Here is a 23,232-nt window from a genome sequence, read left to right on the forward strand (position 1 = left end):
CTTCGGGCGGCCTCCGCTCGGAACGGTCGGCTCGCAGAACCGGTCGGAGCGGGAGCCTCACAGGCTTGCCTCCAGTGCGTCGCGTAACCGGCGGAGCAGCGCCACGTCCGGGGGTTGGGCCTGGGTCATCCAGTCGGGCAAGGGTGGGGCCGGCGCCGGGGCCGGCCGGGTGTGCGGTGTCTCGACGAGCCCGGCGGCCGCGAGTCTTCGTACGTCGAGCAGGGTGTGGAAGGCCGGCCGGCCCAGCACCCACGCCAGGTCGGCCGGGGTCCGTACGCCGTCCGCCTGGGCGAGCAGGGCCCGTTGCCGGGCGGTGACGATCTGCCCGGGCGCGGCCGGCCGGGGCACCACCGGGGCGGTGTCGAGCTGCGGGTAGGGCCACACGGCGTCGAGCAGCTCGCGGCGGCGGCGGGTCTCGCGCTCCACGGCGGCGGCCGGGACGGAGCGCATGGAGCCGATCCAGTGGGTGGCGCCGCGGCGGAAGCGGGAGGGGCCGCTGCCCGGGGAGAGGGCGAAGAAGGCGGCGTCGAATATCGCGGCCAGGTGGCAGATCTCCAGCTCGCCGCCGGCCAGGCCCCCGCTGTCCACGAGGAACCGGGCGACCTGCCGGGTGGCGCCGGCTTCGCTCAGGGCCTCGTTCCAGCGCTCGGGCGCCAGGCCCCCGCCGGTGGTGAGCAGCACGTCCAGGCCCGGCGTGGAGGGGCTCTCGGCGTGCACGATGCGGCCGTCCTCCAGGAAGAGGGTGCCGCGGTCGCGCAGCAGGGCGCCGGTGGCGCGCTCGGCGGCGAGCCGGGTCAGCAGCGGGGAGACGGCGGCGAGGCCCTGTACGGGAACGGTGGTCACCGGAGCACCAGCCCTTCGGCGAGGGCGCGGAGTCTGTGCCGGGCGAGCGCGAGGTTGCCCTCGGCGCGGTCGAGCCAGAGGTGGAGGAAGACGCTGCTGTCGAAGCTGGTCTCCACGAAGCGCAGCACGTGGTAGCCGGTGCGGGTGGTGACGATCAGGTCCTCCACGGGCGGGCCCGCCGGTCCCGCCCCGGCCGGCGCCGGCGCGGGGGCGGGCTGGGCGAAGGACTCGTACTCGGCGGCCGCCCGGGCCAGCTCGGCGGTCTCGGCGGCGGTGGTCTCGTGGTCGCCCACGGGGGACTCCCCGACGGTGCCGAGGGCCAGTCCGCTGCTCCAGTCGACCAGCGCGGCCCCCCGCGCACCCGGCAGGGCCATGGCTTCGAGCAGGCATTCGTCGATCCCGGGCACGCGGGCTCCCCTCCCGGCCGAACGCGCTGGGCACACGTTCGTCGTACGGCGTGACAGGAGGGAACTTACTCAAGTTCCACACTGCGGAAGGGGGTTCTGGCATTTTCCGCGGGAACATGCGCGGTCCGGCACGACAGCTTGGCCGGAACCCGTTCGTTTTTGATCAAGAGTGCCCGGCGAACCCTACGGCCGGGCCGGCGCCTGCGGATGCGGATGCGGGTGGCGGGCCGACTCCAGCAGGTACGGCACGTCGATCACCGCGATGCCCGGGGTGAACAGCAGCCTCGCCTTGAGCCGCAGCGCGTTCTGGTTGTGCAGGGGCTGCTCCCACCAGTGGCCGACGACGTACTCGGGGATGACCACCGAGAGCATGTCGGTGCCTTCGGCCGCGGCCTCCTCCTCCAGGTACGCCACCACGGGTGCGACCACCTCGCGGTACGGCGAGTGCAGCACCTTCAGCGGCATGCCGGGGTCGATCTCCGCCCAGGCCTGGCGCAGCCGCTGCGCCTCCTGCTCGTCGGCGGCCACGGACAGCGCGCTGAGGGTGTCGGGCCGCAGCCCCTGGGCGTAGCCGAGGGCCTTGAGCGTCGGCGCGTGGACGTTGGCGACGAGGACGACGACGTGGTGGCGGGCCGGTTTGCGCGGCCGGTCGCCGGGTGCGACGGCCACCTGTCCGGCGACCTGGTCGTAGTGCCGGCGGACCCCTTTCATGCCGGCGAAGAGGGCGGGCATGGCGATGACGACCAGCCAGGCGCCGTGCGTGAACTTGGTGATCAGGACGATGACCAGGACCACGGCGGTCATCAGCGCGCCGACCGCGTTGATGGCGAGCCGGCGGTGGATGTGGACCCGCCCGGTGCGCGGGGTGGCCGGGTCGGCGAGGGCGCGCCGCCAGTGCCGGACCATGCCGGCCTGCGAGAGGGTGAAGGAGACGAAGACCCCGATGATGTAGAGCTGGATGAGGCGGGTCAGCTGGGCGTCGAAGGCGACGATGAGGGCGATGGCGGCGAGGGCGAGCAGGACGACGCCGTTGGAGTAGACGAGCCGGTCGCCGCGGTTGTAGAGCTGGCGGGGCGCGTAGTGGTCCTTGGCGAGGATCGAGGCCAGCATCGGGAAGCCGTTGAAGGCGGTGTTGGCGGCGAGGACCAGGACGCCCGCGGTGGCGGCCTGGAGCAGGTAGAAGAGGAAGTCCAGGTCCCCGAAGGTGGCGCGGCCGATCTGGGCGAGGGCGGTGGACATAGGGGTGCCCGGGGGCAGGCCGAGTTCGGTGGGGTCGGCGGCGACGTGCACCCGGTAGGCCATGGCGAGGGCGGTGATCCCGGCGAACATGGTCACGGACAGCACGCCCATCGCGGCGAGCGTGGTCGCCGCGTTCTTCGCCTTGGGCTTCTGGAAGGCGGGCACTCCGTTGCTGATGGCCTCGACTCCGGTGAGGGCGGTACAGCCGGAGGCGAAGGCGCGCAGGGCGAGGAAGACGACGGCGATGCCGGTGTAGGTGCCGGCGGCGTCGATCGGGAGGTGGGCGGACTCGGCCCGGATGGTGGCGCCGGTGCCGATGCGGACGGCGGCGACGGCGAACATGACGTAGATGACGAGTACGAACCCGTAGGTGGGGATGGCGAAGACGCGCCCGGACTCCCGTACCCCGCGCAGGTTCATCAGCGTCAGGAGGACCACGAAGGTGACGGAGAGGGCGACCTGGTGGTCGTTGAGGGAGGGGATCGCCGAGGTGATCGCGGCGACCCCGGAGACCACGGACACGGCGACGGTCATCACGTAGTCGACGAGCAGGGCGCTGGCGGCGGTGAGGGCCGCGGTGGGGCCCAGGTTCTCGGAGCTGACGACGTAGGCACCGCCGCCGCCGGGGTAGGCGTGGCAGGTCTGCCGGTAGGAGGCGACGACGACCACCAGCAGGAAGACGATCGCGGCGGCCGCGTACCACGCGAGGTGGAGCAGCGCGACTCCGCCGAGGGCGAGGATCAGCAGGATCTCCTCGGTGGCGTAGGCCACGGAGGAGAGCGGGTCGCTGCAGAAGATGGGCAGCGCGAGCCGCTTGGGCAGCAGGGTCTCGCCCAGGCGCGCGGTGTCGAGCGGCTCACCGACCAGCAAGCGTTTCGCATTGATTCGCCTCATTCCGCGATGGATATCCACTTCCAGCGGATTTCAGACGTTCAGGGCGGGTGCTCCGCCGGGTCGGCGTCCCCCGGACGGCCCAGGGGCGATCTTGACGGGGCGCTGCGGTGGTGATCCGGTCGGCCGCCGCGCGGTCATCCGTGCGGGACGGCCGGCCCTTGCGCAAGGAGACGGCCGTGGTGGCATCCGTCGGCCCGGCCCGCGGCCGTCACATCCGGGCGGCCGCGCTGCGGATGGCCTCGCGGATGCGGAAGTAGGTGCCGCAGCGGCAGATGTTGGCGATGGCGTCGATGTCCTCGTCCGTGGGCTCGGCGGTCCGCTGGAGCAGGGCCACGGCGGCCATGATCTGCCCGGGCTGGCAGTAGCCGCACTGGGCGACGTCCTGTTCGAGCCAGGCCTCCTGGACGGGGTGGAGCCGGTCCCCGTCCGCCAGCCCCTCGATGGTGGTGACCCGCTTGCCGGCGCAGGCGGAGACCGGCACCACGCAGGGGCGGACGTCCACGCCGTCGAGGTGGCTGGTGCAGGCCTTGCAGACGTCCACCCCGCAGCCGTACTTGGGCCCGGTGATCCCGAGCAGGTCGCGGAGCACCCACAGCAGGGGGAGGTCGTCGGGCGCGTCGACGGTGACACTGCGGCCGTTGACGGTGAAGGTGTGCGAGGGCACGGCGGCGTACTCCAGGGGTCAGCGCGGGTAGGGGGTGAAGTCGACGTCGAAGTCCAGGGGGAAGCTGCGCGGCTTGGAACCGGTGGCCCGGGCCCAGGCGTTGGCGATGGCCCCCACGGCGGCGGGCAGGCCGAGCTCGCCCGCCCCGCCCGGCTCGGTTCCGGTAGCCGGGAGCACGAAGACCCGGACGTCCTTCGGGGTGTCGCGCTGCTTCGCCCAGTGGAACTGGCTGTAACTGCCTTCCAGCGGGAGTCCCTTGTCCAGGTGCAGTCCGGCGCACAGGGTGGTGGAGATGGCGTCGGTGAGGCCGCCGATCATCTGGGCCTCCAGCCCGCGGGGGTTGACCGGCAGGCCGACGTCGACGGCGATGACCGCCCGGGTGACGCGGACGTGCTCGCGGTCGCGGGCGTCGATCTCCACCAGGCAGGCGGTGCGCGACTTGTACTCCTCGTGGAAGGCGATCCCCTGCGCGCAGCCCGCCGGGAGGGCCCGCCCCCACTGCCCCTCGGTGGCGGCCTTGTCGAGCACGGCGCGCTGGGCGTCGGTCTTGAGGAAGGTGCGGCGGAAGCGGTACGGGTCCTTGCCCGTGGCCGCGGCCAGCTCGTCGACCATGATCTCCTCGGCGCCCCGGGTGTTGGCCGAGTAGACCGAGCGCCAGGAGCCGGTGGGGATGCCGGTCGGCACCTCGTTCAGCGCCTGGGTGGTGAGCCCGAAGTGGTACGGGGACTTCACGGTGGTCAGGAACAGGGTCTGGGCGAGGGTGGCGTTGCCGATGCCGGAGGGCAGGCTCGCGGCGGTGGCGGTGATGATCTCGCCGAGGCCGTGCCGGAAGTCGGTCTCGGCGGCGACGACGCGGTGCTCGAAGCTGAGCACCTCGCCGAGCAGGTGGGTGGCCCGGATCTTGTGGTGGGTGGCGGGGCGCATCCGGCCGTGCCGGGTGTCGTCCACGCGCGTCCACATCAGCTTCACCGGGCGGCGGCAGGCCTTGGAGACGCGGGCGGCCTCCAGGGCGGCGTCGAAGAACAGGCGCCGGCCGAAGGAGCCGCCGGCCTGGACCACGTGCACCTTCACCTTGTCCAGCGGCAGCCCGAGGTCGGCGGCGATGGTCTCGCGGGCGACGATGGGGGACTTGAGGCCGGACCAGATCTCGGCGCGGTCGTCGCGGACGTCGGCGACGGCCGAGTTGGTCTCCATCGCGGCGTGGCTGACGAAGGCGAAGTCGAACTCGGCGTCCACGTACGGGGTGAGCAGGGGCGGCACCAGCAGCGGCGGGGTGGCGGCGCGGAGCTTGGCGCGGACCTGCTCGTCGGAGAGCTGGTCGGCGGGGCCGGGGCCCCACTCGACCTGGAGGGCGGCCTTGGCGTCCAGGGCCTGGCCAAACGTTTCCGCGACCACGGCGACCCCGGTGGGGACCGTCACCACGTGCAGGACCCCCGGCATGCCCTGGACGGCCGCGCGGTTGGCCACCGAGCGGACGGTACCGCCGAGGCTGGGCGGTCGGCGCACCACGCAGGGCTTGGCGCCCGGTACGTCGAGGTCGAGGGTGTAGCGCTGGGCGCCGGTGACCATGGCGCGGGCGTCGATGCGGCTGGTCGGGGTGCCGACGAGGGTGTGGCGGGCGGCCGGTTTGGGCGTGGCGCCGAGGACCACGAGGCCGGGCGCGGCGGCGGCCGCGGCGAGGCTGCCGTAGCCGGCGGTGCGCCCGTCGGCGGCCCGTACGGAGCCGCCCGCGGTGGTCAGCGCGGAGGCGGGGAGGTTCCAGCGGGCGGCGGCCGCCGCGACGAGGCGGGCCCGGGCGGTGGCGGCGCACTGGCGGACGGGCCCGTACAGGGAGCGGATGGAGTTGGAGGATCCGGTGAGCTGGTTGAACAGCAGCTCGGGGCGGGCGTCGTCCAGTTCCACCCGGACCCGCTCCAGCGGGGCGTCGAGCTCCTCCGCGACCAGCATCGCGACGGCGGTCGTCAGGCCCTGGCCGACCTCCTCGCGGGGCAGCCGGAAGCGGATGGTGCCGTCCTCCTCGACGACGAGCGCCAGGAGGGACGAGGTCGGGGCGCCGGCCAGGATGAACAGGTCCCCGAGGTCCACCAGGTCGGCCACTTCGGGCAGGCTCGGGACCACGGCGTGCGCAGGCTGCGGGGCCACGGCGTCGGCGCCGGCGCGGGTGACGAGGGCCAGGGTCGGGGCCGCGACCAGGTAGGTCAGGAAGGACCTGCGGCTGTGGCCGCTCCCGTCCCGCCCCGTCGGCGTACTGCTCTCCACTGCCATCTGGCCCGTCCCACCCTCCCCCGGCCCGCGCGAAGAAGCGGACCGCACCGGCTCGTTACCGACACGTAGGGTAGCGATCACGCGGAGGGGTGGGAAGCGGAGGTGACGCACGGGGTCCTTCGTTCGAGTGGTGCCCCTGGCGGGCACCGGTCCCGGCCTCCCGTCGGCCCCGCCGGGCCGCGGGCTTCGCACATCTCGCCCGTACGATCGAGCCGCCCCGCCCGGAAGGCCGATTTCCGGCCACGGGCGGACGATGGAAGCAGCGCCGTAGGCGGTTGCGACACGTGAGGAGGTGTACGGCGATGGCCCAGTTCATGGATGTCCACCACGGTATGAAGGGCATCACCGCGGACCAGCTGATGGAAGCCCACAAAGCGGACCTCGCCATCCAGTCGGAAGAGAAGGTCACGTTCCAGCGCGCCTGGGCGGACCCCTCGTCCGGCGAGGTCTACTGCCTGTCCGAGGCCCCCTCGGCGGAGGCGGTCCAGAAGATCCACGAGCGGGCCGGACACCCCGCCGACGAGATCCACGCGGTACCGCTGAGCGTCTGACGGGACCGAGCACCAGCACTCCGATACTGACCGGAAATGTTCGTACGGACCGGAGGCAATCAGGAGGCCTTCGGCATATGCCGTGAGCAAGAACGTTACGGATGTTGCCAAACGCCTTACAGGCCGTCTCGGGCTGTGCCACAGTCGTAACCGGTCCTTCCTTTCAGACCTGGTCGTGCCGCGCCTGTATCGCCGCGCCTGTATCGGAGTGCTCATGCCGTCCCACCTGTACGCGGACCGTTCCGCGCAGCCGCCCGAGCCGGGATCCGTGGACGCGCTGATCTCGCAGACCCGCCGGCTGCGCGGCGAAGTGGACGCCGTGCGCCGCGACACCGTCGTGGACGACGACGACGCCCAGGGCCGCTGGCAGCGCGCCCTCTGCGACCTCGCCGTGCACCACCTCGACGACCTCGGACAGCACCTGGGCCAGCTCAAGGAAGGGCTGCCGCCCGCGCCCGAGCAGGTCGAACTCCCCCCGGCCCTCCCGGAGACCCCCTCCGAGGACCGCCAGACCCGCGTCGGCAGCGCCGAGTGGAACCTGCTGACGGACGAGGTCACCTGGTCCGAGGAGCTGTTCCAGATCTTCGGCCGCTCCCCCGAGGCGGGACCGCTCCCCCTCGACGAGCTGGGCTCCACCCTGTTCTCCGAGGACCAGCCGCTGCTGACCGCGATGGTCACCGACTGCCTGGTGGACGGCAAGCCGATAGACGGCGAGTTCCGCATCGTCCGGGCCGACGGCCGCGTCCGGACGCTGCACATGAGGGGCGAGCCGGTCCTCGACGCGGACGGCTGCACGGCCTCGATGTGGGCCGTGCTGCGCGACGTCAGCGAACTGCGCCGGAGCCAGCGGGCGGAGCGCGAGTCCCGTGACTCGCTCCAGCGCCAGCGGGAGATCGCGCAGACCGAGCACCGGCTGGCGGTCGAGCTGCAGGAAGCCGTGCTCCCCCCGTGGCGCGGCTCCCTGCGGTTCCCGCACGACCAGGCCGGCACGATGGACGTGGCCGCGCACTACCTGCCCTCCGCGACCAGCACCCTGATCGGCGGCGACTGGTACGACGCGCTCGAACTCCCCGACGGACGCACCCTGCTGACGGTCGGCGACCTGACCGGGCACGGGGTCAGCGCCACCTCCGGCATGGCCATGCTGCTCGGCGCCCTGCGCGGGATGGCCATGGCCGGCATCGAGCCGGGCCCGCTGATGGGCTGGCTCAACCAGCTGCTGGAGACCTCCGCGCAACCGGCCCTCGGCTCGGCCGTCTGCTGCCGTTACGACCCCGACCGCCGACTGCTCTCCTGGGCCCAGGCCGGGCATCCCGCGCCGCTGCTCTTCCGCCGCGGCCAGGGGCGGGCGCTCCAGCCGCCGGAGGGGGTCCTGCTGGGGGCCACCTCGGGGGCCGTGTACGGGCAGGCCGAGGAACTGCTCGAGCTGGGCGACGTACTCGTGCTGTACACCGACGGGCTGACGCCGCACGGCATCGGGTTCAGCCGGGCGGACCAGACGGAGCGGCTGCTGGCGCTCGCACCGCGGTTCTCCACGGCGCGCTCGGCGCGCGACTGCGTACGGATGGTGACGGAGGAGTTCGGCGAGAACGAGCGCGAGGACGACGCCTGCGTGCTGGTGGCCCGCATCGGCGGCTGACGGCCGGTCCGCACCACGGTCCGATCCGAGGGGCCGCGCCCGAGGCGCGGCCCCGTCCGCCGTCCGCTCCCGTCCCCTTCCGCCACGGCCCGCGGCACCGGCCCCCTAGACCTCCGCCCGCGCACCGCGCGCGACGCGCGGGGACGGGCTGTCGGGGAGGGCCTGCTCGATCTCCTCACGCAGGTCCTCGATGCGCCCGTAGCCCGCGTACTGGCCGGTGAGCCGGTACATCTCGCGGAGCCGGTCCCAGGTCCGGTGCGAGGAGGTCTCGTTCATCGACACCAGCGCCAGGCGGGCGTAGCGGTCGGCCTGTTCGGGGTCGTCGGCGATGAAGCAGGCCGAGGCCATCGAGATGTAGTCGAAGATCTGCGAGCGCTGGTGGCCGTCCCCGCGCAGCCGCAGCGCCTCCCGGGCGTGCCGCGCCGCGACCGGGGCGGCCGAGGCGTCGTGGTCGGCGAGCGTGCGGTAGGCCAGGGCCTGCATCCCGTGCAGGTCGGCCTCGTCGAAGTGCTGCATCCAGGACGGCGGCGGTACGTCGCCCTTGTCGGACACGAACAGCTCCTCGGCCTCGCCCAGGGTGCGGCGCATGGCCTGGCCCTTGCCCATGGCGGCCTGCGCCCAGGCCTCGATGGTGTGCAGCATGGCGCGGGTGCGCGGCAGGGTCTGGTCCCCGGAGCCGGCCTGGGCCAGCTTCATCAGGTCCAGGGCCTCGTTCGGCTTGCCCAGGTGGACCATCTGGCGGGCGGCCCGCGACAGCGCCTCGCCGGCGCGCGGGCGGTCCCCGCCCTCACGGGCCGCGTGCGCGGCGATGACGAAGTACTTCTGGGCGGTGGGTTCGAGGCCGACGTCGTGCGACATCCAGCCCGCCAGCACTGCCAGGTTGGCCGCCACCCCCCACAGCCTGCGCTGGAGGTGGTCGGGGTGGTGGTAGGCGAGCATCCCGCCGACCTCGTTGAGCTGGCCCACGACGGCCTTGCGCTGGAGCCCGCCGCCTCTGGAGGCGTCCCAGGCGCGGAACACCTCGACCGAGCGCTCCAGGGCCTCGATCTCCTGGGAGCCGATGGGGGCGGCCTCGTAGCGGTCGTAGCCCGCCGGGTCGGCCTGGTAGGGGTCGCCGAAGCGCTGCGAGTCCTTGGCGGTGGCGGGATCGCCTTGCAGCCAGTCGTACATGGCGTTGCTGAGGGCTGAGCCGGCGGTGAGCGCGGCGCCCGCGCCCATCAGGCCGCGACGGTTGAGCATGAGGTCCATTCCCGTGAATTCGGTGAGGACCGCGGCTGTGCGTTCGGGCGCCCAGGGCACTCCGTCGGGGTTCTCCTTCGCCCCGTCCGGCTGCCGTCTGGCGGTGCGCCGCTGTCGTACGAACCCGAGGTCCTCGATGGTCACGACACGACCGAGCCGCTCGGTGAACAGTGCTGCCAGTACCGTGGGCACCGGTTCGCGCGGGGTCTCCCCCATGTCGATCCAGCGCCGCACCCGCGAGGTGTCGGTGGCCAGTTGGTGGTGGCCCATCGCGGCCGCCTGCCGGTTGACCATCCTCGCGAGTTCGCCCTTCGACCAGCCGGCCAGGCCGAACAGGTCGTTCAGACGGGTGTTTGGACCCTTGCTCACGTCAAGCCCCCAGGTTCTCGGCTGAGTTGACAGTAACCCCCTGTCAGTTCCCCGTGGACTATTCGCCAGGGTTCGCCAGGGCACGCCCCGTGGTTCGCCACCTGCCGCCGGGTGTCAGGTAGGAATGCGCCTCCCCGACCCGGTTCACCGGCGGAACTCCCCAGGGTGAAGCACGGGATCCGGCGGGGCGGCGTACGCAACTCGTCGGCGCACGAAGGGAACCGTAAACGCCATGTACGCAGCAACGTCCTCCGTGTCCGCCCCGGTCCGCCCGCACCGCACCCTCCAGGCGGGGGGCGGCGGCATCTCCCTCGAACCCGGCCGCCAGCCCGTCCCGGCGCAGGGCGCCGTACGGGCACGGCGGATGCCGGCGGCCGGATCGCAGCCGCTGAGCGGAAGAATCGACCTGTCCGGACCGCAGGGCGCGCAGCTGCGCACCGCGCTCGCGTCGGTCCAGCGGATCTGTCCGGAGTTCGCCCCGGTCCAGGTGCTGCGGCGCAGCGGCCGGTCGGTCCTCCTGGTGGGGACGACAGGACGGATGACCGCTGTCGCGAAGGTTTTACTGGACCACTCGCCCGAGTGGCGCGAGCGGTACCGGCACGAAATAGCGGCGTACCGGACCTTCGTCCGGCACCGCCCGCCGGTCCGGGTGCCCCGGCTGATCGCCGCCGACCCGGAGAACTGCGTCCTGGTCGTGGAGCGGATGGCCGGCCGGGTGGCCGCCCTCCAGCGGCATCCCGTGGAGGCACCGCCGAGGACCGACGTACGGGCGGCGCTGGCCGCGGTGTGCCGGGTCAACCAGTGGCGTCCGCCGACCGATCTGTTCGGCCACCCGGTGGACTACGCCCGGCGGATCTCCCGGGACCACGACCTGGGGCTGCTGACCGACCGGGACTACGGCGACCTGCAGAAGCTGCTCCACGGGCTGCGGATGGCGGGCGTCCCCTGGCAGTTCAACCACGGTGACGCGCTGCTGTCCAACCTGCTGCTGTCCCCGGCCGGGCCGGTGATGCTGGACTGGGAGCACGCGGGCTGGTACCTGCCGGGCTACGACCTGGCCACCCTGTGGGCGGTGCTGGGTGACGCCCCGGCGGCGCGCAGCCAGATCAGCCGGCTCGCGCAGTCGGCCGGTCCGGCGGCCCGGGACGCCTTCCTGGTCAACCTGATGCTGGTGCTGACCAGGGAGATCCGGATGTGCGAGACGGCCGTGCAGCGCTCGATGCTGGCGGCGCCCGCGACCCAGCCGCTTCCCGCGGGGGCCCTTTCCTCGGGGGAGGAGCAGCGCCTGCTGCTGCGCCGCCTCCACGACGACGCGGGCATGGCCCGCAGAGCGGTCCGGGCGGCGGTCGGCACGCGCTGACCCCTCCCGCTCCCGCCGTACCGGAATCCCGTGGTCCCCACACCTGGTGGGGACCACGGGATTCCGGCCGTTGGAGCGGATCGCCCCGGCACGCGTGCCTTGACATCACATGATCCCCCGAACACCTTTTCTGGCTCAGCATCAGGAGACCGCACCCCGCCCCTTCCCACACCACTGGAGCCCGCCCATGACCGAGGCCGTGTCCACGTCCGCAAGCGCCGACCCGGGGCGTCCCGCCCTCCCCTCCCGCCGGACGGTCCTCGCCGGGGCCGGGGCGGGGGTGCTCACGGCCGCCGTACTGCCGGGAGCCGCCGCCCGGGCCGACGGGGCCCCGCTCGGGGAGTACGACGTCGTGGTGGTCGGCTCGGGGGCTGCGGGGATGACCGCCGCGCTGACCGCCGCCGGGCGGGGGCTGAGCGTGCTGGTGGTGGAGAAGGCCCCGGCCTTCGGCGGTTCGGCGGCGCGCTCCGGGGCCGGGATCTGGCTGCCGAACAACTCGGTGATCCTGGGCGCGGGGGTGCCGGACACCCCGGAGAAGGCGGCGCAGTACCTGTCGGCGGTGGTGGGGCCGGACGTGCCGGCCGAGCGGCAGCGGGCGTTCCTGGCCAACGGCCCGCGGATGCTGGACTTCGTCATGGCGAACAGCCCGCTGCGGTTCCGCTTCATGGACGGCTACAGCGACTACTACCCGAACCTGCCGGGCGGCCTGCCGAACGGCCGCTCCATCGAGCCGGACCAGATCGACGGGAACGTGCTGGGCGCCGAGCTGGCGCACCTGAACCCGCCGTACATGCCGGTGCCGGCCGGGATGGTGGTGTTCAGCCAGGACTACAAGTGGCTCAACCTGGCGGCGGTCACGGCGAAGGGACTCGCCGTGTCCACGGAGTGCCTGGCGCGCGGCACGAAGGCGGCGCTGCTGGGGCAGAAGCCGCTGACGATGGGCCAGGCGCTGGCCGCCGGGCTGCGGGCCGGGCTGATGCGGGTCGGGGTGCCGGTGTGGCTGAACAGTCCGCTGGTCGACCTGGTCCAGGAGGGCGGGGCGGTCACCGGGGTGGTGGTGGAGAAGGAGGGCGTGCGGGGTGTGGTCCGGGCCCGGCGGGGCGTGGTGGTCGGCTCGGGCGGCTTCGAGCACAACGCGGCGATGCGGGAGCGGTACCAGCAGCAGCCGATCGGGACCGAGTGGTCGGTGGGCGCGAAGGAGAACACCGGCGACGGGATCCTGGCGGGGCAGCGGGCGGGCGCCGCGCTGGCGTTGATGGAGGACGCCTGGTGGGGGCCTTCGATCCCGCTGCCCGGGGAGCCGTACTTCTGCCTGGCGGAGCGGACCCTGCCCGGCGGCCTGCTCGTCAACCGGGCGGGGACGCGGTTCGTGAACGAGGCGGCGCCGTACAGCGACGTGGTGCACGTGATGTACGAGAAGGACCGGGCCGCGACGGGCTCGCACATCCCGGCCTGGCTGATCGTGGACCAGAACTACCGCAACCGGTACCTGTTCAAGGACATCCTGCCGACGCTGCCCTTCCCGGACGAGTGGTACGAGGCGGGCGCCGCGAAGAAGGCCTGGACCTGGGACGCGCTGGCAGGGCAGATCGGGGTGCCGGCGGCGGCGCTGCGGGCGACGCTGAACCGCTTCAACGCCCAGGCGTGGAGCGGCTCCGACCCCGATTTCCACCGCGGGGACACGGCGTACGACCACTACTACACGGATCCGAACGTTACTCCGAACTCCTGCCTGGCACCGGTGTGGGCCCCGCCGTTCTACGCCTTCCGGATCGTGCCGGGCGACCTGGGGACCAAGGGCGGCATCGTCACCGACGCCCGGGCCCGCGCCCTGCGGGCGGACGGATCGGTGATCCCGGGCCTGTGGGCGGCGGGCAACGCGAGCGCGGCGGTGATGGGGCACAGCTACGCGGGGGCCGGGTCGACGATCGGGCCCGCGATGACCTTCGGCTACGTGGCGGCGAACGACATCGCGGACACCGCCTGACGGCGGGGCGGCTCCGGCGGGACTCCCGGCCGGGGCCCTAGCCCTGCTGGAAGAGCTCGGCGGGGAGCGGCTTCAGCAGCGCGTAGAGGTCGTCGGTGATGGGACGGTCCCAGCTGGCGATCGTCACGAGGACGTTGTCGCTGCGGTCGAACTGGACGCAGGAGATCCGGCCCTCGGAGAGCTTGACCTTGCGGACGATGAGGAGGTTGTCGCCCTGCATGACGGGGCAGTCCTCGGTGCCGGTGACCTCGACCTCCTCGTCGTTCTCCAGGGCGTCGAGCAGCTGGGCCACCTCGAACGGCACCTGACCCTCGGCGAGGTCCCGGGCCGGGGACCCCTCGGGGAGGTTGCCGATGATCATCGCGGGGCCGCGTCCGCCGAAGAGGTCGTAGCGGAGGAAGACGCCCTGGCAGCTGCCGTCGGGGGCGGGCAGCAGCCCGGCCCCGAGGTTGCCCGGCCAGTCCCCCGGGTCCATGGCCAGGACGTCGAAGTCCGGGCCGGCGGGTGTGGCGGCGCGGTGGCGGCGGAGGAAGGACATGCGGCCCATGGTACGTGGCCGCGCGGGTTTTTCCGGCCCCGGGGTGCTCCGGCCGCCTGCGCGGGGCGGAGCGTCGCAAACGTCCCGGACCTGCGGGTATGGGGCGTCCGTCCGCCATACTCCTTACTGCCCGCCCGGCTCCGGGCCTGCTTTTTTTCCTGCCGCCACCGGCCCTCGTGGCTGTATCTTGCTGTCCGTCCCCGCCACCCGTCCGCGATCGTTTTCGAATCGGCGACTACGATCCGCAGGTGGGGATCTCGATGGCCGGGGGGCCGGCCGCCCTCCCGGGCACACAGGCGGCCTCGGACGTATGGGAGCACGACGGATGACCGTGTCTGCTGGCGATCCGCCGCTCCCCCTCGCCCTGACGCTCGAACGGATACGCAGGCGCGCCGGGGAGCGGGGACTGGACGTGGAGGCCGTCCTCGACCCGCGGGCCCTGTCGGAGCGGGCCGGTGTCCCCCTGGAGGTGACGGTGGCCCTGCTGCGCGGCGAGGAGGCCCCCGCGCCCGGGGGGATCGAGGAGCGGGTCCGGCGGCGGGCGGCGTTCCTGTACGCGGTCTCCCGCGACACCGGCGGCCGCCACTACCGCACCGCGGACATCGCGGCCGCCATCGGCGCCCCGCCCCGCTGGGTCGACGCCCTGGTGTCCGGGCGCAAGCCGCCGCACCTGCGCCACTGCAAGGCGTTCGCCGCCTTCTTCGGCCGCGAGCCCTCCTTCCTGACGGACACCCCGGCGCAGGCCGTGAGCCGGGCCCTGCGGCCCACCCTCGAATCCCTCGACTACCGATCGGGCAACCTGATGGCCGACCTCGTGGACCAGTACGGCCTGGTCTCCGTCTCCACCCGTGGAAGACCCCTGACGCGTACGCAGGAGGCCCTGCTGCTGGGCATGATCACGGGGATGCTGTCCGCCGAGCGGCACGCGGGGGTGGCCCGGTGAACCTGTCCCGTTCGATGCGCAAGCTGTGCGCCGTGCTGACCTCCTCGCTCGACCTGGAGGCGCCGGCGGATCCGCAGACCCTCTTCCGCGCCCTGTGCGACGCGATGAGCCGTACCCGCGGCGGGCGGCCCATCGTGCTGCGCTTCGAGCGCTTCCCCACCGAGCTGACCACTTCGGGCCTGTGGCTGAACATGGAGAAGTACGACATCGTGGTCGTCGAGAAGTACACGACCCCGGACCACCAACTGGTCATCCTGGGGCACGAGCTGTGGCACATGAACGCGGGCCACTGCGGTGAGCACGGCCACCGGGCGGCCGACGCCGCCCGGTCCCTGCCGGACGCCTCCTCCCTGACCTACGCGAGCGTCGCCGCGCGCTCCCACTACGAGGACGCCCAGGAGATAGAGGCCGAGCGGTTCGGCCTGATGCTCGGGGACCGGTGCCGGCCGTGGCTGGGGGGCGGGGAGCCCTCCGGTGCCGGGCGCAGGGACGGCGTGGCGGGCCGGATAGGCCACGCGCTGGGTTACCGCGGGCCGATCGGCTGACGTTGACCTCGGACAAGTTCTACATCCCCTACCTCATCCCGGCGGCGATCCTCACCCTGGCCCTGGCCATCCGCCTTCCGGTGATCATGAGGTTCTGGCGGATAGACCCGAACGTGCGCTCCCTGGGCGGCCTGCTCCTGCTGGGCTCGGCGGTCTTCTACTTCGGCCGGCCCAAGACCCTCGCCCTGCTCAACAGCTCGACGGGCGTCAGCAACTTCGCGGCGCCGCTGGTCTACTCGCTGCTGACGATGTTCTGCGCCTCCTGCCTGGTCATGGTCATCCACTGGCGCGGGGGCGACCCCCGGCGGGTGCGGCGGACCATCTGGACGATCTGGTCCGTGTACGCGTCCGTGGTCGCCGGCCTGTGGCTCACGTTCGCCTTCGCCGACGTGCCGGTGGAGCGGCTGCGGGACCTGGACACCTACTACGCCAACACCCCCTGGATGCGCGAGCACATCCTGCTGTACCTGGGGGCCCACACCGCCGCCTGCCTGATCACCGCGACGGTCATCCGGAGCTGGCTGCGCGAGGTGACGGGGTGGCTGCGCGCGGGACTGGTGTTCCTGGTCATCGGGTTCGTCCTGAACCTCGCCTACGACGCCGTGAAGCTCGTCGCGGTGGTGGCCCGCTGGACCGGGCACGACCTGGACTGGCTCAGCACGTACGTGGCCCCGCCCATCGCCTCGGTGTGCGCCCTGTTCGTCGCGGTGGGCTTCATCCTCCCGCACGCCGGCCAGGCGGCACAGGTGCTGTGGACGGACTACCGCCAGTACCGCTCCCTCGCCCCGTTCGTGCGCGAACTGGCCGGGCTGGACACCGGTTCACTGCGGCTGCCCCGGCGGACGCCGCTGAGCCGGCGCCTGGTCCAGCGCAGGACGCTGATCAGCGACGGGCTGCTGCGGCTCCAGCCGTACATGGACCCGGGGGTCCGCGGCCGGGCCCTAGCCGAGGCGCTGGCCCGCCGCGAGACGCCCGCCCAGGCGGCGGCGACGGCCGACGCGGTGGCGGTGGTGGTGGCGGTGCGCAGCCTGCGCCGGGGCGTACCGGCGGTGGCCCTCGCGGGGGCGGGTGCGGGCGGCGGCGGACGGGGGACGGCCGCCGCCGCGCCGGGATCCGAGGGTGCCCCCGCGCCGGGAGCGGCCGAGGGCCCGGACCTGGTCGCGGTGGCCCGGGCCCTGCGCCGCTCCCCCGTCGTCGGCTCCTTCCGCGAGCGGCCCTGAGGGGGGGGCCGCCCGGGCTCGTTCGGGGCCGTGCGGGACGGTTCGGGGCCGTGCAGGGCCGTTCAGGCGGGGGGACGAGGGTGAACCAGCGGTCGAGCAGGGCCGGGTCGCCGGTGACCTCCAGCGCCGTGGCGGGGATGCGCTGCCAGAGGAACAGGGTGAGGTCGGAGGCCCTGCCCGCGGCTTCGACGGCCACCGGTCCCCTCCCGCCCGGCTCCAGGCGCGCCTCGTCCCCGGCGAACTCCACCGTCCAGGACTCCGTGCCGTCGGTGCGGCGGAAGCGGTAGCGCTCGCCGGTGCCGGCCGGTGCGGGCTTCCAGCCGCGCCGGGCGGGGACCATGACCTCGAAGGTCTGGGCGACCGCGTCGGCGGCGAAGGCCGGGTCGAAGGGGGCCGGGTCGCCGGTGACGGACTCCGCGTCCCAGCGGTGGACGGCCTGTTCGATGGTCTGCACGCGCGTCCAGAACCCGCTGGTGCGCTCGGCCGACCAGCTCCACACCGGGACGTCCGGCCCCAGTTCCTCCAGCACGTGCGCCAGTTGCCGGGCGGCCTCGGCCGACCAGTCGAAGAGTTCCGCGGGGACGGGGACGGGGCCGCGGTGCGGGGTCGCGTCGTGCCGGGGCCAGGCGGCCCGTACGGCCGGGTCCTCGGGGAGCTCGTAGAGGGCGGGGTCGGTGGGGTCGGGGGGTTCGGTGTGGCGGCCGCGGAGGATGTGCGTGAGGTAGCGCTGGACGCTGCCGAGGTGTCCCGCGAGGTCGGCGAGGGACCAGCCGGGGCAGGACGGCACCGGTGGGCCTTCCCGGCCGCCGTCGGCCGCCCGCCGCAGGGCCTTGTCGTAGGCCGCGGCCTCGCTGCGGAACACGCTGAGCCTGGTGGGGTGATCCATACCGCCCACTGTGCCCCGTACGGGCGGCGGTCCGGGTGAGGTTGCGCCGCGGGCGAATGCCGTCAGGGCCGGCGCGGTGTCCGCTGCCGGGGCGCCGCACGTGCGCGCGGCCGACCGGGCACGGGTGGGCAGGCCGGGGTCGCGGAGGGCCGTTCGGTGGCGGGGCCGGTTTCCCCGGTGGGGCGGGCTTCCCGGGCGTTCCGGCGCGGCGGCGGGCCGGGACCCGTCGGTGGGTTTGGGGCGGACGGCAGCGGACAGCAGCCAGGTGAGGCACCGCGACGTGCCGGTCAACGGCCGGTCCCGGGCTCCGCGCGGGGCCGTGCCCCGATCCGGAGGCGAAGGATGGACGTGAACCACGGGCACGAGGACCCCGAGCGGGACGGCGTGCCGCTCCCGGACGCGGGGGCGATGGTGGACGAACACGGCCGGCCGCCCGGGGTGCCCTCCCGGACGGGCACGGGGGCGGGCCCGGCGGCCGACCCCGCGCGGGTCGACGCGGCGCGGCTGCCCGAGGCGCCCCCGCAGGGGCCCTCGGGGGAGGCAGAGGTGAACGTGCTGGTCAGCCACTGCGACCGGGAGGGAGCCGAGGCCGTGCTGGGCGTCCTGGCGGAGGCGTTCCCCGGGATGACCCCGCCGGCCCCGGTCCCTGCGGGGGCCGCCGTGAGTCCCGTGACGGCCCCGAACATCTGGGCGGTGACGGTGGACGTCCGCAGCCGGGTGCCGGGCGCGGGCCTGCGCGCCCGGCCGGCCTCGGCCGTGCGGGCGGAACTGGACGGCGCCGCCGAGCCGGTCCGCCAGGTCCGCGCCGTGCTGGAGGACGCCTTCTCCGGCGAGCACCTGGGCACCGTCTCCGGGGAGCACGAGCTCCAGGTCGCCCTGCGGCTGACCGCCCGCGGCGACGCGCCCGAGCCCGCCTAGTGCTGTGACCGGAAAGGTTCACCGCCTCACGGCGCCCGGCACGGCACCTCGCTGCGTTGTCGGCCGCGCAAGTACGTCCAGTACGAGCCGCGGCCCTCCGCCTTGCGATGCACCGCACCGGACACCGCGAACCGGCAAACCTTTCCGGCCACAGCACTAGGTCAGGTCGAAGCGGCCCGCCCTGGCGCCCAGGACGAACTTGCGCCATCCGTTCGGGGCGAAGACCAGTGACGGGTCGCCCGGGCGGTCGCTGTCGCGCATCGCGATGAAGCCCTCCACGAAGGCGACCTGAAGGTCGCCCGCCCCCCGGCTGCTCGGCTGCCAGTCGGCCCCGCTGAGATCGAGCTCGGGCCTGCCCCGGTCAGCGAGGGTCCGCGTGGTCGTGCTCTCGGCCATCTGCCTGCTCCTCCCGGTACGTCGTCGTCCGGAGGCCCACAGTAGCCATCGCGGCGGGTGCCGCACAGACCACGGACCGTCACCCGTGGACGTGCGTGCCCTCCGCCCCGCTCAGGTGCCCGGCTGCTCGGCCCCGACCAGCCACATGGCGAAGAACTGCGCGCCCCCGCCGTAGGCGTGGCCCATCGCCCGGCGGGCGTCCGGGACCTGGTGTTCCCCGGCCAGCCCGCGGACCTGGAGGGCCGCCTCCGCGAAGCGGATCATGCCGGAGGCGCCGATCGGGTTGGTGGACAGCACGCCCCCGGAGGGGTTCACGGGGAGGTCGCCGTCGAGTTCGGTGACCCCGGCCTCGGTGAGCTTCCAGCCCTCGCCCTCCTGCGCGAAGCCCAGGTTCTCCAGCCACATCGGCTCGTACCAGGAGAAGGGGACGTACATCTCCACCGCGTCGATCTCGCGGCGCGGGTCGGTGATGCCGGCCTGCCGGTAGACGTCGGCGGCGCAGTCCTTCCCGGCCTGCGGGGAGACGAAGTCCTTGCCCGCGAAGAGCGTCGGCTCGCTGCGCATCGCCCCGCCGTGCACCCAGGCGGGCGGCCGGGGCGAACGGGCCGCGCCCGCCCGGTCGGTGAGCACCATCGCGCAGGCCCCGTCCGAGGACGGGCAGGTCTCGGAGTAGCGGATCGGGTCCCAGAGCATGGGCGAGGCCTGGACCTTCTCCAGGGTGATGTCGTGCTCGTGGAGGTGCGCGTACGGGTTCTTCAGGGCGTTGCGCCGGTCCTTGTAGGCGACGAGGGAGCCCACCGTGTCGGGTGCGCCGGTGCGCCGCATGTACGCGCGCACGTGCGGGGCGAAGAACCCGCCGGCGCCGGCCAGCAGCGGCTGCTGGAAGGGGACGGGGAGGGAGAGCCCCCACATGGCGTTGGACTCGGACTGCTTCTCGAAGGCCAGGGTCAGGACGGTGCGGTGCACGCGGGCGGCGACGAGGTTGGCGGCGACGAGGGCGGTGGACCCGCCGACCGACCCGGCCGTGTGCACGCGCAGCATCGGCTTGCCGACGGCGCCGAGGGCGTCGGCGAGGTAGAGCTCCGGCATCATCACGCCCTCGAAGAAGTCGGGGGCCTTGCCGATGACGACGGCGTCGATGTCCGCCCAGGTCAGTTCGGCGTCGGCGAGGGCGCGGACCGCCGCCTCGCGGACCAGGCCGGCGAGGGAGACGTCGTGGCGGGCGGCGACGTGTTTGGTCTGGCCGACGCCGATGACGGCGACGGGCTCCTTGTGCACGGATTCCACGGTGCCCGGTGTGCTCATGCGCGGTCCCCTTCCAGGACGGCGACCAGGTTCTGCTGGAGGCAGGGGCCGGAGGTGGCGTGGGCGACGGCCCGGTCGGACTCCCGGCGCTGGATCCGGGCGGCGGCCTCCCCGATGCGGATGAGGCCGGCGGCCATGACGGGGTTCGCGGCGAGGGCGCCGCCGGAGGGGTTGACCGTCACGTCCTCGCCGAGGCCGAGCGCCTTGCGCAGGACGACCTCCTGCGAGGAGAACGGCGCGTGCAGTTCCGCCGTGTCCACCGGGGCGTCGAAGAGGCCGGCGTGCTCGGCGGCGGTCCGGGTGGACGGGGAGTCGGTGAGGTCGCGCAGGCCCAGGCCGTGGGCCTCGATGCGGTGGTCGATGCCGGTGATCCAGGCGGGCCGCTCGCAGAGCCGGCGGGCGGTGTCGCCCGCGGCCAGGATGACGGCGGCCGCGCCGTCGCCGATGGGCGGGCAGTCGCCGGTGCGCAGGGGCGCCACCTGGTAGCCGCCCTGCGGGACGGCGCCGCGGAGCTGGGCGTGCGGGTTGCCGGCCGCGGCGGCCCTGCTGCGGGCGCCGATGGCGGCGAGGGCCGGCTCGTCGGTCTCCCCCGCGTCGATGAGCGCCCGGGCCTGGAGGGCGGCCAGGGCGACCGAGTCGGGCCACAGGGGGGCGAGGTAGTAGGGGTCGAGCTGGCGGGTGAGGACGTCGCGGACGGAGCCCGGGGAGGACTTCCCGTACGCGTAGACGAGCGCGGTGTCGGCCTCGCCGGTCTGGATCTTGACCCAGGCCTCGTAGAGGGCCCAGGCGCCGTCCATCTCGACGTGGGACTCGGAGATGGGGGGCCAGGCGCCCACCCCGTCGAGGGTCATGGTGAAGGAGAAGGCCCGGCCGGCGAGGTAGTCGCTGGAGCCGGAGCAGGTGAAGCCGATCTCGCCGGTCTTCAGGCCGGTGGCGGCCAGCACCTGGTGCAGGACCGGCATGACCATCTCGACTTCGCTGAGTTCGTCGCTGCGGCGCAGGTGGTCGCTCTGGGCGAAGGCGACGACGGCCACGTCGCGTGCGTGCCTGCTCTGCCTCGGCATCAGATGAGCTCCTTGTACGCGTCGTAGTCGGCGTCCGGCTCGCCGGTGGGGCGGTAGTGGTCGGGGTAGCGGCCGCCGTCGGTCCACACGGGTTCGACGCGCAGGCCCATGCGGACCTGGTCGTACGGGATGCCGCCGATCCGGCCGTGGAGGGCGAGGCCGGCGCCGTCGAGGGCGATGTGGGCGTACACGTACGGCACTTCGATGTCGAGGTTCTTCGCCTTGATGTTGACGATGCAGAAGGTGGTGACGGTACCGGCGGGGCCGACCTCCACCCGGTCGGTGGTGGCGACCCCGCAGGTGGGGCAGGCGCCGCGCGGGGGGACGTACACCTTGTGGCAGGAGGGGCAGCGCTCGCCGACGGTCCGCCGCTCGGAGAGGGCGTTGATGTAGGCGGTCTGGGCACGGCCGGGGCTGTAGGTGTAGTCCAGGCGGGCCTCGGCGACGATCCCGGTGACGGGCTCGTCGAACACCCCGTCGTGCGGGACGGCGCCGCCCTGCCGCTCTCCTTCCTCCGCTTCCTGCTCCGGCTCGAAGCAGGCGATGTCGGTGATGGCGCCGGTGCGTTCGGCCGCCCAGCGCACCCGGACGCGCATGCCGGTGCGCACGGCTTCGGGGCCGGGGGCGTCGAGGGCGTGCAGCAGGGCGGTGTCGGCGCCGTCGAGCCGGACCAGCGCCCAGGCGAAGGGGGTGGCGAGGGGCTGCTGGGGGCGCGGCTCGCCGTTCCAGGCCCAGGTGGTGACGGTCCCGGTGGGCGCGACCTCGACGAGCTCGCGCAACTCCTCGGCGGTGGCTGGGTCGTACTCGACGGGTGGCACCATCACCTGCCCGGCGGAAGTCCGGACCCCGAGGACGACGCCTTCGCGGAGCCCGGTGAGGAAGGCGCTCTGCACGGGCCCGAGGGAGCGGGTGAACGGGAACTCGACGACGAGGGGCGCACGCAGCACCTCGGGCGGGGACGCGGCTGTCATGGGTGGCCTCCGATACTCGGAAGGTAGGGGGACGACGGAAGGGACGGGCACGGGCCGCCACCGGGGCGGGCCCGCGCCCGGGGTGCGGGGCGCAGCGCCGGGGAACGGGGGAAGGGTGGGTGGGGGAGCAGCCCCGCAGGGCCGCGCCCACGCCGGGCAGGGCCGCGCCCACCCGGCCAGGGGCGCGTCAGGCCCGCCGGTACTCCGGGGCCCGCTTCTCCGCGAAGGCCCGCGCCCCCTCCTTCGCGTCGGCGGTGTCGAAGACGGGCCAGCCCCGCACCAGTTCGGCCGCCAGCCCCTCCGTCTCCGTCATCTCGGCCGTCTCGTAGACGGAGGCCTTCACCGCCTCCACGGCCAGCGGCCCGCACGCGTTGATCCGTTCGGCGACCTCCAGCGCCGCCTCCAGCGCCGTCCCCTCCGGCACCACCCGCCCCACGAGCCCGATCCGCTCCGCCTCCTGCGCCGAGTACGGCCGCCCGGTGAGCAGCATCTCCAGCGCGTGCGTGCGCGGGACCTGCCGGGGCAGCCGCACCGTGGAGCCGCCGATCGGGAACAGCCCTCGCCTGACCTCGAACAGCCCGAAGGTGGCCCCGGCCCCCGCGACCCGGATGTCGGTCCCCTGGAGGATCTCCGTGCCGCCCGCCACGCAGTAGCCCTCCACCGCCGCGATCACCGGCTTGCGCGGCCGGTGGTGGCGGAGCATCGCCTTCCAGTGGAGGTCGGGATCGGCCTTGAGGCGGTCGCGGTACCGGTCGCCCGCCATGCCCTTCCCGGCCAGCGCCTTGAGGTCCATTCCGGCGCAGAAGTCCCCGCCCGCGCCGGTGAGGACCACCGAGCGGATCCCGTCGTCCGCGTCCGCCTCCAGCCAGCCGTCGTACAGCCCCACGAGCAGGGGAAGCGAGAGCGCGTTCTTCGCCTCCGGCCTGTTCATGGTGAGCACCAGCGTGGCGCCCTGGCGGTCCACGGTGAGGTGTTCCGTCCCACCCATT

At 73.8% G+C, this 23,232-nt stretch carries 20 protein-coding genes and 1 pseudogene; 8 read left to right on the top strand and 13 right to left on the bottom strand.

Features of this window, described 5'->3' with window-relative positions; all coding sequences use genetic code 11:
- Window positions 1-57: 57 nt before the first annotated feature.
- From B4U46_RS04280 to B4U46_RS04300, 5 genes are all read right to left on the bottom strand, one after another.
- The gene (locus tag B4U46_RS04280; protein WP_079424200.1) at window positions 58-843 is read right to left on the bottom strand and encodes a hypothetical protein; all 786 of its coding nucleotides are present in this window, start codon (window positions 841-843) and stop codon (window positions 58-60) included.
- Complete coding sequence (locus B4U46_RS04285) at window positions 840-1,250, bottom strand: hypothetical protein (RefSeq protein WP_079424201.1); 411 nt, start codon at window positions 1,248-1,250, stop codon at window positions 840-842. The genes B4U46_RS04280 and B4U46_RS04285 overlap by 4 nt, the downstream gene beginning before the upstream one ends.
- A 183-nt stretch (window positions 1,251-1,433) precedes the next feature.
- The gene (locus tag B4U46_RS04290; protein WP_079424202.1) at window positions 1,434-3,383 is read right to left on the bottom strand and encodes an APC family permease; all 1,950 of its coding nucleotides are present in this window, start codon (window positions 3,381-3,383) and stop codon (window positions 1,434-1,436) included.
- Window positions 3,384-3,591: 208 nt separating this feature from the next.
- A complete protein-coding gene (locus B4U46_RS04295) occupies window positions 3,592-4,047 on the bottom strand; it encodes a (2Fe-2S)-binding protein (protein WP_079424204.1) in 456 nt (151 codons plus the stop codon).
- Window positions 4,048-4,065: 18 nt separating this feature from the next.
- A complete protein-coding gene (locus B4U46_RS04300; RefSeq protein WP_079424205.1) occupies window positions 4,066-6,312 on the bottom strand; it encodes a xanthine dehydrogenase family protein molybdopterin-binding subunit in 2,247 nt (748 codons plus the stop codon).
- 302 nt (window positions 6,313-6,614) lie between these two features.
- Here B4U46_RS04300 and B4U46_RS04305 point away from each other — a divergent pair, with 302 nt between their 5' ends.
- On the top strand, window positions 6,615-6,863 hold the full coding sequence (locus B4U46_RS04305) for an SCO4226 family nickel-binding protein (protein ID WP_079424207.1): 249 nt from the start codon (window positions 6,615-6,617) through the stop codon (window positions 6,861-6,863).
- Window positions 6,864-7,077: 214 nt separating this feature from the next.
- Window positions 7,078-8,502, top strand: coding sequence for a PP2C family protein-serine/threonine phosphatase (locus tag B4U46_RS04310; protein ID WP_079424209.1), 1,425 nt, complete (start codon window positions 7,078-7,080; stop codon window positions 8,500-8,502).
- Between the two features lie 105 nt (window positions 8,503-8,607).
- Here the strand turns inward: B4U46_RS04310 and B4U46_RS04315 are convergent, their stop codons facing one another.
- A complete protein-coding gene (locus B4U46_RS04315; RefSeq protein ID WP_079424212.1) occupies window positions 8,608-10,110 on the bottom strand; it encodes a hypothetical protein in 1,503 nt (500 codons plus the stop codon).
- Window positions 10,111-10,342: 232 nt separating this feature from the next.
- Here B4U46_RS04315 and B4U46_RS04320 point away from each other — a divergent pair, with 232 nt between their 5' ends.
- Entirely contained in the window at window positions 10,343-11,470 is a 1,128-nt protein-coding gene (locus tag B4U46_RS04320) for an aminoglycoside phosphotransferase family protein (protein ID WP_079424214.1), read from the top strand.
- A 187-nt stretch (window positions 11,471-11,657) separates the two neighbouring features.
- On the top strand, window positions 11,658-13,457 hold the full coding sequence (kstD, locus tag B4U46_RS04325; protein WP_107438226.1) for a 3-oxosteroid 1-dehydrogenase: 1,800 nt from the start codon (window positions 11,658-11,660) through the stop codon (window positions 13,455-13,457).
- A 37-nt stretch (window positions 13,458-13,494) separates the two neighbouring features.
- Here kstD and B4U46_RS04330 read toward each other — a convergent pair whose 3' ends face one another.
- Window positions 13,495-13,995, bottom strand: coding sequence for a hypothetical protein (locus tag B4U46_RS04330; RefSeq protein ID WP_079431558.1), 501 nt, complete (start codon window positions 13,993-13,995; stop codon window positions 13,495-13,497).
- A 325-nt stretch (window positions 13,996-14,320) separates the two neighbouring features.
- On the opposite strand from B4U46_RS04330, the gene B4U46_RS04335 reads away from it, so the two are divergent.
- Genes B4U46_RS04335 through B4U46_RS04345 form a run of 3 tightly spaced genes read left to right on the top strand, consistent with a single transcriptional unit; the run spans window position 14,321 to window position 16,703 of the window.
- Entirely contained in the window at window positions 14,321-14,938 is a 618-nt protein-coding gene (locus B4U46_RS04335; RefSeq protein WP_079424216.1) for a hypothetical protein, read from the top strand.
- Between the two features lie 14 nt (window positions 14,939-14,952).
- A complete protein-coding gene (locus tag B4U46_RS04340) occupies window positions 14,953-15,483 on the top strand; it encodes a toxin-antitoxin system, toxin component (protein WP_079431559.1) in 531 nt (176 codons plus the stop codon).
- Window positions 15,484-15,485: 2 nt separating this feature from the next.
- Window positions 15,486-16,703 (top strand): MAB_1171c family putative transporter, encoded by a 1,218-nt coding sequence (locus B4U46_RS04345; RefSeq protein WP_079424218.1) that lies wholly within the window; start codon window positions 15,486-15,488, stop codon window positions 16,701-16,703.
- A gap of 151 nt (window positions 16,704-16,854) precedes the next feature.
- Here B4U46_RS04345 and B4U46_RS04350 read toward each other — a convergent pair.
- Window positions 16,855-17,589, bottom strand: a pseudogene (locus B4U46_RS04350) (maleylpyruvate isomerase N-terminal domain-containing protein); the annotation flags it as partial.
- A gap of 342 nt (window positions 17,590-17,931) precedes the next feature.
- Here B4U46_RS04350 and B4U46_RS04355 point away from each other — a divergent pair.
- The gene (locus tag B4U46_RS04355; RefSeq protein ID WP_079424220.1) at window positions 17,932-18,507 is read left to right on the top strand and encodes a hypothetical protein; all 576 of its coding nucleotides are present in this window, start codon (window positions 17,932-17,934) and stop codon (window positions 18,505-18,507) included.
- Window positions 18,508-18,663: 156 nt separating this feature from the next.
- On the opposite strand, the gene B4U46_RS04360 is transcribed toward B4U46_RS04355, so the two are convergent.
- The 5 genes from B4U46_RS04360 to B4U46_RS04380 form a co-directional block, all read right to left on the bottom strand.
- Complete coding sequence (locus B4U46_RS04360) at window positions 18,664-18,903, bottom strand: DUF397 domain-containing protein (protein WP_079424222.1); 240 nt, start codon at window positions 18,901-18,903, stop codon at window positions 18,664-18,666.
- A 111-nt stretch (window positions 18,904-19,014) separates the two neighbouring features.
- The gene (locus tag B4U46_RS04365) at window positions 19,015-20,208 is read right to left on the bottom strand and encodes a thiolase domain-containing protein (protein WP_398898223.1); all 1,194 of its coding nucleotides are present in this window, start codon (window positions 20,206-20,208) and stop codon (window positions 19,015-19,017) included.
- Window positions 20,205-21,272 (bottom strand): thiolase domain-containing protein, encoded by a 1,068-nt coding sequence (locus B4U46_RS04370; protein ID WP_079424224.1) that lies wholly within the window; start codon window positions 21,270-21,272, stop codon window positions 20,205-20,207. Before B4U46_RS04370 ends, B4U46_RS04365 begins: the two co-directional genes overlap by 4 nt.
- The gene (locus B4U46_RS04375; RefSeq protein ID WP_079424226.1) at window positions 21,272-22,243 is read right to left on the bottom strand and encodes a Zn-ribbon domain-containing OB-fold protein; all 972 of its coding nucleotides are present in this window, start codon (window positions 22,241-22,243) and stop codon (window positions 21,272-21,274) included. The genes B4U46_RS04370 and B4U46_RS04375 overlap by 1 nt, the downstream gene beginning before the upstream one ends.
- 187 nt (window positions 22,244-22,430) lie before the next feature.
- Entirely contained in the window at window positions 22,431-23,231 is an 801-nt protein-coding gene (locus B4U46_RS04380; RefSeq protein ID WP_079424228.1) for a crotonase/enoyl-CoA hydratase family protein, read from the bottom strand.
- Window position 23,232: the final 1 nt, after the last annotated feature.

Source organism: Streptomyces katrae, from assembly GCF_002028425.1.
Lineage (GTDB): Bacteria > Actinomycetota > Actinomycetes > Streptomycetales > Streptomycetaceae > Streptomyces > Streptomyces katrae_A.